11 protein-coding genes and 1 pseudogene are annotated in these 14,671 nt (G+C 60.7%); 7 read left to right on the top strand and 5 right to left on the bottom strand.

Annotated elements, in window-relative coordinates; genetic code table 11:
- Positions 1–22: 22 nt before the first annotated feature.
- The 4 genes from HZR20_RS12590 to HZR20_RS12605 form a co-directional block, all read right to left on the bottom strand.
- Entirely contained in the window at positions 23–298 is a 276-nt protein-coding gene (locus tag HZR20_RS12590) for a DUF5305 family protein (RefSeq protein ID WP_181687092.1), read from the bottom strand.
- A gap of 69 nt (positions 299–367) precedes the next feature.
- Positions 368–1,252, bottom strand: a complete 885-nt coding sequence (locus HZR20_RS12595; RefSeq protein ID WP_181687093.1) for a class 1 fructose-bisphosphatase — start codon at positions 1,250–1,252, stop codon at positions 368–370.
- 106 nt (positions 1,253–1,358) lie between these two features.
- Complete coding sequence (locus HZR20_RS12600) at positions 1,359–2,654, bottom strand: O-acetylhomoserine aminocarboxypropyltransferase/cysteine synthase family protein (RefSeq protein WP_181687094.1); 1,296 nt, start codon at positions 2,652–2,654, stop codon at positions 1,359–1,361.
- Between the two features lie 204 nt (positions 2,655–2,858).
- Positions 2,859–4,457, bottom strand: coding sequence for a DNA-directed DNA polymerase II small subunit (locus HZR20_RS12605; protein WP_181687095.1), 1,599 nt, complete (start codon positions 4,455–4,457; stop codon positions 2,859–2,861).
- 163 nt (positions 4,458–4,620) lie between these two features.
- Here HZR20_RS12605 and HZR20_RS12610 point away from each other — a divergent pair, with 163 nt between their 5' ends.
- Positions 4,621–5,505 (top strand): S26 family signal peptidase, encoded by an 885-nt coding sequence (locus HZR20_RS12610; RefSeq protein WP_181687096.1) that lies wholly within the window; start codon positions 4,621–4,623, stop codon positions 5,503–5,505.
- A gap of 27 nt (positions 5,506–5,532) precedes the next feature.
- Here HZR20_RS12610 and HZR20_RS12615 read toward each other — a convergent pair whose 3' ends face one another.
- The gene (locus HZR20_RS12615; RefSeq protein WP_181687097.1) at positions 5,533–7,107 is read right to left on the bottom strand and encodes a Cdc6/Cdc18 family protein; all 1,575 of its coding nucleotides are present in this window, start codon (positions 7,105–7,107) and stop codon (positions 5,533–5,535) included.
- Positions 7,108–8,114: 1,007 nt separating this feature from the next.
- On the opposite strand from HZR20_RS12615, the gene HZR20_RS12620 reads away from it, so the two are divergent.
- From HZR20_RS12620 to HZR20_RS12645, 6 genes and pseudogenes are all read left to right on the top strand, one after another.
- Entirely contained in the window at positions 8,115–8,756 is a 642-nt protein-coding gene (locus HZR20_RS12620; protein ID WP_181687098.1) for an Era-like GTP-binding protein, read from the top strand.
- Between the two features lie 6 nt (positions 8,757–8,762).
- Complete coding sequence (locus HZR20_RS12625; protein ID WP_181687099.1) at positions 8,763–9,146, top strand: DUF2073 domain-containing protein; 384 nt, start codon at positions 8,763–8,765, stop codon at positions 9,144–9,146.
- Positions 9,146–9,913 carry an OapC/ArvC family zinc-ribbon domain-containing protein gene (locus HZR20_RS12630; protein WP_181687100.1) on the top strand — a complete coding sequence of 256 codons (768 nt, stop codon included), beginning with the start codon at positions 9,146–9,148 and terminating at the stop codon, positions 9,911–9,913. Before HZR20_RS12625 ends, HZR20_RS12630 begins: the two co-directional genes overlap by 1 nt.
- 64 nt (positions 9,914–9,977) lie before the next feature.
- Positions 9,978–10,400, top strand: a complete 423-nt coding sequence (locus tag HZR20_RS12635; RefSeq protein ID WP_181687101.1) for a PPC domain-containing DNA-binding protein — start codon at positions 9,978–9,980, stop codon at positions 10,398–10,400.
- A gap of 27 nt (positions 10,401–10,427) precedes the next feature.
- A complete protein-coding gene (locus HZR20_RS12640) occupies positions 10,428–13,994 on the top strand; it encodes a DNA polymerase II large subunit (protein WP_181687102.1) in 3,567 nt (1,188 codons plus the stop codon).
- A 345-nt stretch (positions 13,995–14,339) separates the two neighbouring features.
- Positions 14,340–14,671, top strand: a pseudogene (locus HZR20_RS12645) (RNA-guided endonuclease TnpB family protein); the annotation flags it as partial.

Below are 14,671 nucleotides of genomic sequence, written 5' to 3' on the forward strand. Positions count from 1 at the left end.
CAGGGCCGGCGAGACGGCCTATCTACGCGTGAGTCGCCGGAGCCGAGAGTTGCGTCGTGTGCGTCCCTGACTCTGTAACTGTGGCAGGATCGTCGACGGGATAGACGCCGTCGCCGGGTCCGACCGGCAGCCGAGAGGATCGGGTACCGTCAACGGCTCGGCCGTTTCGCGTCCCCATCACGTCAGCCTCGACGACGAGAGCGGTCCGAAGTTGCCTGGGCGTCCTGCCGTGCTGGTCGTCGATCCGGGCGGCGTCGGCTGCTGCCCGAATTCCTGCTCGCCGAAGTTTCGTGGACACAACACCGCGTGTGTACGGGGCCAGCGTTCGAATCGAGACCGACAGCCAGAATGGCGCTCTGTCAGTCAATTATCGGGCGTCTTCGAAGCGCTCGACGAGCGGTTCGTTGCCGATAGCCAGCGGCGACCTGGCGTGCAGATTCTCGACCGACGAATCCAACAAAGAGCCGGTCTCATCCGAGGATGCCCCGCCGGCAGCCTCGACGATGTAGCTGACTGGGACCGCTTCGAACTGGTGACGTGGCTTGCCGTTCGGATAAGACTCGACCGACGGGTAGGCGTAGATACCGCCGTTGGCAAGAATTCGCGGGAGATCCATGATTACCGCGCCGGTATACCGGAGTTTGTACTCGTTTCGGACCGCATCGGCAAAGGCCTGGAAGTCCTCGTCCCACTCCCACTCGCGCCCGCCAAGGGCGAAGATCGTCGGCTCGTCGGGGACGGTTACGTCCGAGCGCAGTACCGTCGGCGTCCCGCCTTCGAGAAGATACTCCGTGACGGTGTGGTTGCGAGCGGTGATCATCACCGTCGTCGGACCGAAGGTGACGACTGCCGCGGCGATCAGGTCCGCCCCCGCCGCGGGAAGCGGGGCGTCGTAGATCCCGACGATCGTGCCGAGACCGTTGTTCGACGCCAGATTTCCGGAGCCATCGAGCGGATCGACAGCGACCGAGAGGCCGTCGCCGTCGCCGACCACACCTTCCCGTTCCTCGCTGGCGTAGGCACCGACGCCCTCGAGGGCGAGTAGGCGCTCTCCGAGGACGCGATCCGTGAACAGATCTGCCGCCAATTGGGTCTCGCCACTGGGGTTCTCGGAATCGACAGCGTGCCGGTGGGATCCGAGTGCGTCCCTGATCGCGGGCGTCGTTGCGGCGACCGTCGTGAAAATTCGAGTGACGGCAGTCCGGGTCTTCTCGGGATCCGTCTCTTTGGCTCCGGCGTCGATAACCGGCATTGTACGTGATCGGAACGCGACCCCGGTATTGAGGCTTGTGAATTCGGCGACCTGTTCCAGCTGTAAAACGTTGTCACACCGCAACCGTCATCAACGGATCGAGGTGCTACCGCGTCGACCAGGCGATCGCCTGGTCGAGGTCGTGAATGATGTCGTCACGATCTTCGAGGCCAACCGACAGCCGCACCATATCGTCGGTGACGCCGGCGGCAGCCTTCTCGTCGTCGGTAAGTTGCTGGTGGGTCGTCGAGGCCGGGTGGATGATCAGCGTCTTGGCGTCGCCGACGTTCGCGAGCAGACTGGCGAGTTCGGTCGATTCGACCGTGTTGCGGGCGGCCTCGTAGCCGGCTTCGAGCCCGAACGTGATCATGCCACCGTAGCCACCCTCGAGGTACTTGCTGGCTTCCTCGTACGTTTCGTGGCTCTCCAGACCGGGGTAGTTGACCCACGCGACGTCATCGTGGTCGTCCAAGAACTCGGCAACAGCGAGTGCGTTCTCGCTGTGGCGCTCCATCCGCATCGGCAGCGTTTCCAGGCCCTGGATGGTCTCCCAGGCGTCGAAGGGGGCCTGCTGGTTGCCCAGGTCTCGCAAGCCGCGGGCGATCGCGGCGTAGGTGAACGCGGCCTCGCCAAAGCGCTCCCGGAAGTTGACGCCGTGGTAAGCCGGGTTGTCCTGTGCGATCTCGGGGTACTTCTCGGCGTACTCGTCCCAGGGGAACGAGCCACCGTCGACGAGGATACCGCCGACGGTCGTCCCGGAGCCGTGGATCCACTTCGTCGTCGAGTTCCAGACGAGATCCGCACCGTGCTCGATCGGATTCGAGAGATACGGCGTCGCGAACGTGTTGTCGACGAACAGCGGGACGCCGTGATCGTGGGCGATGTCGGCGATCCGCTCGATATCCGGCGTCACGAGCGCGGGATTGCCGATGGTTTCGAGGTGAACGTAGGCAGTGTCGTCGTCGATGGCCTCGTCGTAGGCCTCGTAATCGAGCGTGTCGACGAATCGGGCCTCGACGCCGTTGCGTGGCGCAGTGTGGGTGAAGTAGGTGTACGTCCCGCCGTACAGCGCCGAGGCAGTGACGATGTTGTCTCCGACATCTGCAAGCAAGAAGGTCGCCAAGTTGAGTGCGGCCATCCCCGAGGACGTGGCGACGGCACCGACGCCACCCTCGAGTTTCGCTAAGCGCTGCTGGAGGAGGGAGTTGGTCGGGTTCATCAGCCGCGAGTAGATGTGACCCTCCTTCTCCAAGGCGAACTGCTTTGCCGCGTCTTCACTGTCCTCGAAAACGTAGCTGGTCGTCTGATAGAGCGGCGGGGCGCGTGCGCCCGTCGCCGCGTCGGGTTCCTCCTGCCCGACGTGCAATGCGTCCGTGTGGAAGCCGCGATCGTCGTCGCTCATAGCGACTGGACCTACGGCACCATCCGTTGTATAAGTGCGGTACCGCCCCCCGGATTGGCCGCCGTCGGCGACAGCCGTCGAGATTCGCCGGTATCGAAACGCGCCCACGTGACCGTCGCGACACAGCTACGGTCATCCGAACATCCTCATGCACAGTCATCCGAACATCCTGATCCACAATCACCCGAACATCCTGAACCACAGTCACCCGAACGTCCGGATCGTCAGGAACTCGCCGGCGTCACTTTCGTCTAAGGAATCGAGGTGAACGATCGGCGCGTAGCCGACATCGGGGTCGATGTTGACGCTCTCCTGGAAGCCGGTCTGGCGCTGCCAGCAGGCGCTGTTGATCGTCAACACGTTGTGATAGGTGCCGTACCCGAGTTTGTGGACGTGCCCGGCGTGGAAAATATCCGGGACGTCGTCGATGATCATGTAGTCGCGTTCCTCCGGCGCAATCCGGGTGTGACCGCCAAACTGCGGGGCGACGTGGCGTTTCTTGAGGAGTTGCCCCATCGCTTTGTGGGGTTCGTCGTAACTTGCCTTCTCCTCGGGCAGTTCGGCGATAACCTCATCGAGGGACACACCGTGATACATGAGCACGTCGACGCCTTCGACCGTGACCGTCGACGGGTTACCCGTAATCGTCGCGTCGTGGGCCGACATGATCTCTCGGAGTTCCTCGTCGAAGGCCGGCTGAGGTTCGGCCAGGCGGACGGCGTCGTGATTGCCCGGGATCATCACGATCTCCATGTCCCCGGGCACGTCTTTGAGGTACTCGGCGAAGGCCTCGTACTGGTCGTATATGTCGATAATGTTCAGTTCCTCGTCCTGGTCGGGATAGACACCGACGCCCTCGACCATGTCGCCGCCGATCAGGAGATATTCGACGTGACTGGCCGCCGGTTCGTGCAGCCAGGCGGCGAACTCCTGCCAGGCAGTCTCGTCGAACTCCTGGCTGCCAACGTGAAGGTCGCTGATCAGTGCGGCACTGACTGCTCGGTCGGCCGTCGACGGTTCGAACGTCCGCGGGATGTCGGGGAAGTAAAGGGAGTCAACAAAGAGGATCCCGCCGTCGTCGGCCAGCGTCCCCTCGACGGCGATGATCTCGTCGTAGAGAAGTTCGTCGACGAGGTCGGCGAACTCCCGATCTTTCATCACCAGTGCCGGGAAGGTGCCATTGGTGTCTTCGAGGTCGATCAACCAGTGACCGCTGGCCGTCGAGCGAATATCCGAGACCATGCCGACGATCGCAGCCTCGCTCCCGCCCGGCATGGATTCGACGGCGTTGGTCGGCCGATGATTGACCCGGCCACGGAGTTGTCCCGACAGTCGTTCGTACCGATCCTTGAAGACGGCCAGAAAGTCGGCGTATTCGCCGGTCCCGGTCGAGCGGCCGGTGACATCTCCGGCGATTGCGGGCTCGATCGGGTCCCGCACACTCGCGTCAGTAACCCCCTCCGTTTCGACTGGAGACACCCCACCATTGTCGATCGATTTCGGATCGGTATTTCCAGTTGAAACAGAGGGGGTCGATTGGGGCTGATCCGAAGCGTGGTGTTCACTGTCAGTGTTGTCGACATCGACGACGGGAGAATCCGGTACTGGACGGGAGTCATCGACGGCCTGGCGGGCATGGTCGACGGTTAGTTTGATTGCCGTATCGGGGACGGCTTCGAGTGCGCCTTCGATCGCGGCGTCAGTATCGGTCGCGTCCGCCAGAATCGTCACGGCTTCTCGATCCGCGTTGTACCCACGGCTCGCGAGTTCGTTGACGATTCTGGCGGGCGTCTCGCGAGGCACAGTTCCACTCGGGCCCCCAGTCAGCAAAAGCATGGCGGTCGGGGCCATCCTCGGTTGATCCTGAATGTCCCCGTTCGACACGAAGAGCCTGCAGGAAAGGCCAGGCCTCAATGACACCCGCGAAGGGAAGAATTGTTACCGTCGGGGCCAAAACGGGGGTGCGATGAGTGATCCCCCCGACGATAGCGAGCAGACTGGCCCCGGAGTCGATCGACACGGGGACCCTCCCAGATCTGATCCCGATCGTGCGTATCCGGGGGGCACCCAAGACCGGCGATACGACGAGTCGACCCGAGGGAACGACGGCGTGTCGGGCGAACAGCACGACGAAGACTCGCCAGTCGTCCGCGACCGCACCCAGCCTGGCTCGACGAGTAGCGATCGGCCGCCCACGATGCCGGGAAGCGGGAACACATCGACGCGAGCCGACCGAATTTTACGTTACCTCTTCGATATCGCGAGCAGCATCTTCGTCGTCGCGGCGATCGGGGGACTGCTGTTTGCCGCCAGCGGTGTCTGGCCGCCACTGGTCGCCATCGAGAGCGGCAGCATGAACCCGCACATGCAGAAAGGAGATCTGGTGTTCGTCATGGAAGAGCAGCGATTCCCCGGGGCTGGTGCTGAAAGCGAAAGTGGAGTTGTCACTGCCGCTGCCGGGGCCGATACCGGGTATCGAATGTTCGGTAAGTACGGTGACGTCATCGTTTATCAGCCGTACGGTAGTACCGAAGAGACACCGATCATTCATCGGGCAATGCTCTGGGTGGATGAAGGCGAAAATTGGTACGAGAGAGCAGACTCGAAATACGTCGGGAACGCCGACTCCTGTGCGGAGCTGAACTACTGTCCGGCCCCACATGCCGGGTTCATCACGAAGGGAGACAACCCAGCCACGAACGATGTATACGATCAAGTGATGGGCCTCTCTAAGCCCGTCAAGCCATCCTGGATCATGGGGACGGCAGAAAAACGAATCCCGTGGCTCGGCCAGGTTCGATTGATGTCCGGCGCTGGCAGTGCCAGTTCGATCAACGCGACTGGAAGCTGAGATTCGAAAGCCGTCGCCTCGGCAGTATTACTGGTCGAACCGCGCCTGGATAAACGGTTGGACGTCCTCGATATCGCCCAGACGCGAATCCGAATGCAGGACGGTCTCGGTTTCCTCGATCGGTACTGAGAGACTGATCTCTTTTGTCCGACCATACCGCCCCTTCGAGACGACGACGGCGTTGACAATGCCCAACATGTCGAGTTCGGAAATGAGATCAGTGACGCGGCGCTGGGTGAGGACATCGGCGTCGATCTCCTCGCAAAGTCGCTTGTAGATGTTGTACACTTCGCCAGTGTTGATGTTGTGGACGCCGTTTTTCTCCAGCAGGATGATCGAATAGAGGACGAGTTTCGACTGCGTCGGGAGCGTCCGGACGACCTCGACGACCCGATCCAGTTCGATTTTCTCCTGGGCTTGCCGGACGTGATCTTCGTCAACGATATCGGTCTGACCTCGCTCGGCCAGTTCACCGGCCGTCCGGAGAAGATCGAGTGCTCGGCGGGCATCGCCGTGTTCCTGGGCTGCGAAAGCAGCACACAACGGGATGACGTCGTCCGAAAGTGCGCCGTCCTTGAATGCGACGTTCGAGCGCGCCTGGAGGATGTCCCGTAGTTGGTTGGCGTCGTAAGGGGGAAACACGATCTCCTCCTCGCCGAGACTCGACTTGACACGAGGGTCAAGAAAGTCGGTAAACTTCAGATCGTTACTTATCCCCATGATCGAGACGCGGGAGTATTCCAGTTCCGAGTTCATCCGCGAGAGATTATACAGCGTGTCGTCACCGCTTTTCTCGACGAGTTTGTCGATTTCGTCGAGCATGATGACGACGACGCGTTCGGTGTAATCGACGGCGTCGAAAAACGTGTTGTAAACGCGGTCTGTCGGCCACCCCGTCATCGGAACCTCCTCGAAGCCGTCACGATCCTCCCGTAAGGACTCGATTTGAGCGTCAATTTCCTCGATAGACTCGAACTGAAGACCCTCGAGTGCGTCCGGATCCGACTCGGCGCGCTCTTGCTGGTCAGTCAGGTCGTCGATCCGCTCGTCGATGAATTCTTTGTTTTGTTCGACAAATTTGTTGGCAAGTTGTGCAAGAACCCGATACTGGGTGTCTGTCACTTCACAATTGATGTACTGGACATCGCAAGGGACCTCGTATTTCTGGGAGGTGTGCTCGAGTTCTTCGCTGACAAACTTTGCACTGGCCGTTTTGCCGGTCCCCGTCTTCCCGTAGATCAGAATATTTGAGGGCGTATCTCCACGGAGTGCGGCAACGAGAATCGTTGCGATGTTGTTGATCTGTTCCTCACGATGGGGGAGCTTCCGGGGCGTGTAGGACGGTCTGAGAACCTCTTTGTTCTCGAAAATCGGCTCGCCACTGAGCAGGTCGTCGAACAGACCACGGGAGGCCTCGTCTGTCTCGGACTCCTCCTCTAAGACGAGCTCGTCGAGGAGGTCCGAACGTGTTTCTCGGTCGGATGGTTCTCCCGACCGCTCCGACGACTCCCGATCTGGATTGTCCGACGGTGACTGTTCCTGCTGGTGGTCGCCCGTGCCATTCGCGTCTGCGTCGGCGTCTGTATCGTCCGTATTTTGCATGACGAGGGCCCCCTTTTTCGGGTGGAAATCCGCACGCACATTCGGTATATCGGGTAGAGACGGCCGAGAGTGGTGATATCCGCAAATTATGGATTGTCGGCCAGTCCAGTTGAACCACACGAACCGGTGGGAGAGAGCGTATTAAAAATTTCGGTTCACTCAATACACAAAGACATGCCGTTAGGGAATAACACGGACGCCTCATCTATTGAACGTCAGTGGAGAGTCCTTGGACAGACGTTCATATTTGAGCCAGGTGGCGCGTTGCTGACTGGATATATCTTCATCCCCCCCTCCCCCTCATTTCGAGTGGAACAGCCTACAAGAGTGGGTGGGGGGACAGCAGTGACAGTGATTCCAACTAGTATGGAGGGGTTTTAAATAAATGAAGGTATAACAGTATCCGTAAACTACTATACAATCCATTCAGTGAAGATTGATCTATCATTAGTATAGTGTAAGTATTGTTTCCTAGAGACACACTCAATAGCTAGAACACTCATTCCTAGTTATAGCGCCTTACACTCGAATTCAGTTTCACTCCGTGCTGCTATTATCTCCCACACTTCACAAGTACTGACCGACATCTTGGGACCCGTCACCGAAAGTGTCATTGCGCTAGAGATGGATCCAGACGCCTCTCGCTGTAATTGATCACGTATCCCGGCAACTCTCGACCGGTCACCCACTGTCTCGGGGTGTTCCAGTTGAAACGAAGGGGTGGGGGGTGTAAGAGGTTCCCTCCTCAGTATCTCCCAGGTTCAGTCCATCGGCTGATACAGCAACTGGGCAGTTGGTTTCTCCGTATAATCATTCTTGGATTGGTATTCACTTGCCGATGAGCATCGCTTCGATTGATCGCCACCACCGGCCAGGTCAGACTCGTTTGATCCCGAATTCTTCCAACTAGCCTTCGGAGAATTTATATATGTCTGACGTACAGTTAAGTGGATTCGGGAGGGTAGTTCGGGCAGATGCCCCGACTCGCTCGGGCGCGGGAGGATAGGATGGGCCTGCTCACAGAACTCAAAGACAGTATTTCGCGTGCCGCATCGACCCTGTTCTCCGAACAGGATCCGAAACGTATCGGTATCTACGGTCCGCCCAACGCCGGCAAGACGACGCTGGCCAATCGCATTGCGCGTGATTGGACCGGCGACGCCGTCGGGCCGGAGAGTCCGATTCCACACGAAACCAGGCGTGCCCGCCGCAAGGAGAACGTCGAGATCGAACGGGACGGCAAGTCCGTCCAGATCGATATTGTCGACACGCCGGGTGTGACGACGAAAGTCGACTACACCGAATTCCTCGATCACGACATGGAGAAAGACGATGCCGTCCGTCGGTCACGGGAAGCCACGGAGGGTGTCGCCGAGGCGATGCACTGGCTCCGTGAGGACGTCGACGGTGTTATCTACGTACTGGACTCGACGAAAGATCCCTTCACCCAGGTGAATACGATGCTCATCGGGATCATCGAGAGTCAGGATCTCCCGGTGTTGATCTTCGCGAACAAGATCGACCTCGAGGACTCGAACGTCCAGCGGATCCGCAACGCGTTCCCCCAACACGAGACGGTCCCGTTGTCGGCCCTTGAGGGCGACAACATGGACGAAGTCTACGATAAGATCGCGGAGTACTTTGGGTGATCTGTGATGGCTGAAATCAAACAACCCGGAGAGGGCGTCCAGATCGACCTTATCAGTGCCAAGCGAATGAATGGCCTGGCGAGTATGGAGAAGATTCGGATGATCCTCGATGGCGTTCGGGACGGCAATATCGTCGTCTTAGAGGAAGGATTGACGCCCGACGAAGAATCAAAACTCATCGAAGTAACGATGACTGAGATCAGTCCCGACGAGTTCAACGGGATCGAGATCGAGACGTATCCACGCTCGGAGGCGGCCGATCAGAGTTTTCTCGATCGACTCATGGGTAGAGAGTCGACGAAGAAACTCACGGTGATCGGACCGGCCAACCAGATCGAGACGCTCCACAAGGACGAAACCCTCATCAGCGCGCTCGTCTCCCGGAAATAATGCCCCACCAGTGTACGGACTGCGGGACGACGTTCGAAGATGGCTCGACTGAGATGCTGTCGGGCTGTCCAAGCTGTGGTGGCAACACCTTTCAGTTTCTCCCGGACGGTGCCGATACTAGCCCGGCCCCGGAGGCCGATCCACCGGAGAAAACGCCCGACAGGTCGACCTCTGATAGTACCGTTGCCCGGACCGTTGGCAGTGCCGCAGCGACCGTCCGGGACATCGTCGGATCTGATCCCGACGGTGCGGGAACCGATCCGGACGCGGCCGATCCACTGTCGCCATCCTCAGCGGACGAAACAGCGCCATCATCGCCTGACGAAACCGTCGATTCGGCCACTGATACGGGGACAACTCCCGACGAGTCCCCCGACGCCTCGATCATGTCCAACATGGAGGCGGGATCGGTGCAGCGTGACTCGGTGACAACTAACAGGGAAGATGCCGCTCAGGCATCTGCACGGTCGGCCGTGGTCAGTCCGGGTGAACTCCCGGAGACTGCCGACGAGACGGATGTCTCCGGTCGGTCTCAACCTGGGGCTGGCGCGCGTGGTGAGGCGCCCGTCGAGGGGCCCGAAGACGAGCGCCCCGACCTCGAAACGCTTCGCGATGAACTCAACGATCAGTTCGAATCGATCCGGATTGTCGAACCCGGGCAGTACGAACTCAACCTGATGGAACTGTACGAGCGCGACGAGTATATCATCGCCTTACGGGAAGACGGCCGCTACCGGATTCAGGTCCCTGGCGACTGGCGAGATTGAAATCGGGACGTACTTTCTTCCCCCGTCAGCAACCCTTTTTGTCCTCGTCGTCGTGAGTAGTGACATGCACTATCGGGAAGTCGCGGGCTCGCGCGAATTCGTTGCCCAGCTGGCCCACGGCGACGACTGGCGGTCTCAGATCGAGGATTTCGCCGCCCATGAAGGGGTCGAAGCCGCGTTTTTCGTCGGCCTCGGGGCGGTTCAAGACGCGACGATCTGGTATTACGATCAGGATCGCCAGGCGTACGACGAGGTTGTCTTTGCAGAGCCACTTGAAGTCGCCTCCTGCGTGGGCAATCTCTCTGACTTGGACGGCGAGCCGTTCGCCCACACCCACGCCGTGCTCTCGCGACGCGACGGGAGCACGCTCGCCGGGCACCTCGACGCAGCGACGACTTTTGCCGGTGAGCTCTACGTCAGGACATTCGAGGAACCGCTCGTCCGGACCCACGACGAACCGACCGACCTGGATCTCTGGGACCTGTAAATGCCCAAGTTTACGGAGGCTGCATAGATGCGCGAGGCCGACGAACGCTACTTCCAGAAACTGGAGGACGAACTCGACACCGCTCTCGGGGTCGCACGCCAGGCTCGACAGCGTGGCGACGACCCTTCGACCGACGTCGAAATCCCGGTCGCCAAAGACATGGCCGATCGGGTCGAGAACATCCTCGGGATCGATGGCGTCGCCGAGCGCGTGCGCGAACTCGAGGGTGAAATGTCACGCGAGGAGGCAGCCCTCGCCCTGGTCGAAGACTTCGTCGAGGGATCGGTCGGTGACTACGACACGAAGGCTGGCAAGGTCGAGGGCGCGGTTCGGACTGCCGTGGCCCTGCTCACCGAGGGCGTCGTCGCCGCCCCGATCGAAGGTATCGATCGGGTCGAAATCCTGCAAAACGACGACGGCACGGAGTTCGTCAACGTCTATTACGCCGGCCCGATCCGCTCGGCCGGCGGCACCGCCCAGGCACTCTCCGTGCTCGTCGCCGACTACGCCCGGACCCTGCTCGACATCGATGAGTACCACGCCCGCGAGGACGAGATCGGTCGCTACGTCGAGGAAATCGACCTCTACGACGGAAACACAGGGTTGCAGTACTCACCGAAGGAAACGGAAACTCGCCACATCGCCGAGCACATGCCGATCATGCTCGATGGCGAGGCGACCGGCGACGAAGAGGTCTCGGGCTATCGCGACCTCGAGCGGGTCGACTCCAACAGCACTCGAGGCGGGATGTGCCTCGTCCTCGCGGAAGGAATCGCCCTGAAAGCGCCAAAGATTCAGCGCTATACCCGCCAGCTCGAGGAACTCGAATGGCCGTGGCTCCAGGATCTCATCGACGGGACGATCGGCGACGACGATTCCGACGATGCCCCAGCAGATGCCGACGAAGAGCGCAATTCTCCAGACGAAACAATGGGGGTGAAAGACGACGGAGAAGGCGATGGGCCACCACGCGCAGAACCGTCGAAAAAGTACTTGAGAGACCTGATTGCCGGCAGACCAGTCTTTTCCCACCCGAGCGAATCGGGTGGCTTTCGACTGCGGTATGGTCGCGCGCGTAATCACGGTAACGCGACCGCCGGGATCCATCCGGCCACGATGCATCTGGTCGATGACTTCCTTGCAACGGGGACCCAGATCAAGACCGAACGGCCGGGCAAGGCCGCGGGGATCGTCCCCGTCGACACGATCGAGGGGCCGACGGTCCGGTTGGCAAACGGTGACGTCCGGCGGATCGACGATCCAGAAGAAGCACTCAAAGTTCGCAACGGCGTCGAAAAAGTCCTCGACGTCGGAGAGTATCTCGTCAACTACGGCGAATTCGTCGAGAACAACCATCCGCTTGCGCCGGCATCCTACACCGTCGAGTGGTGGCGCCAGGAGTTCGCCGGCACCGAGGCCGACGTTCAGGCCATGGCTGATTCCGCCCAGATCGACCTCATCGACCCCGATCCCGAACAGGCCATCGAGTGGGCCCGAGACTTCGATGCGCCGCTACACCCGAAATATACCCATCTCTATCACGATGTTAGCGTTGAGGCAATCGACGCGTTGACCGAGGCGATCGCCGACGCCGAGGTCGTCACTGGCGACGGGGCCGCGATGACAGGTCGACAGCCAGCCGACGCGGCGACCGGCGATCTGATCCTCGATCGGACTGACGTGGTCCAGCACACGCTCGAATCATTGCTGGTCGAACACACCCAGACGGACGAGTCCATACACGTCCCGACGTGGCGCCCGCTGGTCGAGACGCTCGGCTTCGACAACGACCTGACGCGGTCCTGGACGCTCGCGGACCTTTCGGAACGCGCTCGCGAGTACGCCGACGGCGAGAACGCGATCAGAGCGATCAACGAAGTGGCCCCGTTCGAGGTACGTGAGCGCGCCCCGACCCGAATCGGCAACCGAATGGGTCGCCCGGAAAAATCCGAGGAACGGGAACTCTCGCCAGCCGTCCACACGCTGTTCCCCATCGGCGAGGCTGGCGGCAACCAGCGCGACGTCGCGAAGGCCGCCAAACACGCCGACGAGATGGGCGATGTCCCTGGTGAGGTCGAACTGGAAGTCGGCCGTCGCCGGTGTGTCGAGTGTGGCACGGACACGTACCGCCCGCGCTGTCCTGACTGTGGCGGCGTCTCGGAGTCGGTGTACGTCTGCCCTGATTGTGATCGCGAGGTCGACCCCGACGAGTCCGGCCGCGCGGAGTGTCCCGGCTGTGAGACGCTGGCCTCGCCGACCCGCCAGACTGTCATCGACGTCGGCGAGGAGTACCAGCAAGCCCTGGATGCGGTCGGCGAGCGCGAGGTGGCCTTCGACGTGCTCAAAGGCGTCAAGGGGCTGTCCTCGAAGGAGAAGACGCCCGAACCGATGGAGAAAGGGATTTTGCGGGCCAAACACGACGTCAGCGCGTTCAAGGACGGAACGGTCCGCTACGACATGACGGACCTCCCGGTCACGTCGGTTCGCCCCGAGGAACTGGACGTCACTGTCGAGCAGTTCCGCGAGTTGGGCTACGAGGAAGACATTCGCGGTGACCCGCTCGTCCACGACGACCAACTGGCCGAACTCAACGTCCAGGATATCGTCCTCTCGGATGGCGCGGCCGAACACATGCTCAAGACCGCAGACTTCATCGACGACTTACTCACCTCCTACTACGGCCTCGATCCCTACTACGAACTCGAAGATCGCGAGGACCTCGTGGGCGAACTCGTCTTCGGGATGGCCCCCCACACCAGCGCCGCGACCGTCGGACGCGTGGTCGGCTTCACCACGGCCGCAGTCGGATACGCCCACCCGTACTTTCACGCCGCGAAGCGCCGCAATTGCGACGGTGACGAGGACTGCGTCATGCTCCTGCTCGACGGGTTGCTCAACTTCTCGCGGAAGTACCTGCCCGACCAGCGTGGCGGTCGCATGGACGCGCCCTTAGTGATGTCTTCCCGGATCGACCCGGCCGAAATCGACGACGAGGCCCACAACATCGACATCGTTGAGGAGTACCCCCTGGAGCTGTACGAGGCGACCCGCGAGATGGCTCATCCGGAGGATGTCGACGTGCAGATCGCCGAGGACACGCTGGGGACCGACAACGAGTATACCGGCTTCAATCACACCCACGACACCAGCGACATCGCTCTGGGGCCGGATCTCTCGGCCTACAAGACGCTGGGATCGATGGAGGACAAGATGGATGCCCAACTCGAGATCTCCCGAAAGCTCCGGGCCGTCGACGAGAGTGACGTCGCCGAGCGGATCATCGAATATCACTTCCTGCCGGATCTGATCGGCAACCTCCGGGCTTTCTCACGGCAAGACGTGCGGTGTCTGGGCTGTGGCGAGAAGTACCGCCGCGTCCCGCTGACCGGGGTTTGTCGGGAATGTGGCGGCGACGTCAACCTGACCGTCCACGAGGGGTCGGTCAACAAGTACATCGACACCGCCATGCGCGTCGCCGAGGAGTTCGGTGCCCGGGAGTATACGAAACAACGCCTGGAGATCCTCGATCGATCGATCAAGCGTGTCTTCGAGGACGATACGAGCAAACAGACGGGGATCGCTGACTTCATGTGAAGTTTCTCCGAGCCGAACGGAGCGAGGCGCGAACGAAGTGAGGGCCTCGAAACCCGAGCGGTGAAACCGCGAGCGGAGTGAGGCTCGGCTTTTTTGGTCCAGATTTTGCGCGAGAGGGGCGAGACGCGACTGGCGGGAGCGTCTCGCTCCCCGAGCGGAAAAAAGGTGGGAGAGATACGAGCAAACAGACGGGGATCGCGGACTCCATCTTTATTCAGCGAGGAAACCCCGCCGCTTGCGGCGGGGAGGAATCGCGTAAGCTCCGTCCCACAACCGGCGACGACAGCCGGACGACTCCCCGACATGAACAATGTTATTATAAATACAGATTTATTTACATGACGTATGGCGGAGGTCCGTCGTACAGTCGTCGTCAAGATCGACGTAGACGATAGCGACGCGACTCTCCTCCACGAAACTGTCGAAGAGTACCTGTGGGCGTGCAACTACGTCGTCCGCGATGCGTGGAAGGACGACTACAAACCCACCTCCAAGACAGAACTCCACGAACGGACGTATTCAGCCGTGCGCGACGAGACGAGACTGCAAGCGAACCTCGTCCAGTCCGCGCGGAACAAGGCCGCCGAAGCCATCAAGGGTGTCGTCGCCAGGTGGAAGAACGGCAAGAAGGCATCGCAACCACACTTCAGGACGCCCTCGATTCGCTACGACAAGCG

Origin of the sequence: Halorhabdus salina, from assembly GCF_013839425.1 — an archaeon.
In the GTDB taxonomy this organism is placed as follows: domain Archaea; phylum Halobacteriota; class Halobacteria; order Halobacteriales; family Haloarculaceae; genus Halorhabdus; species Halorhabdus salina.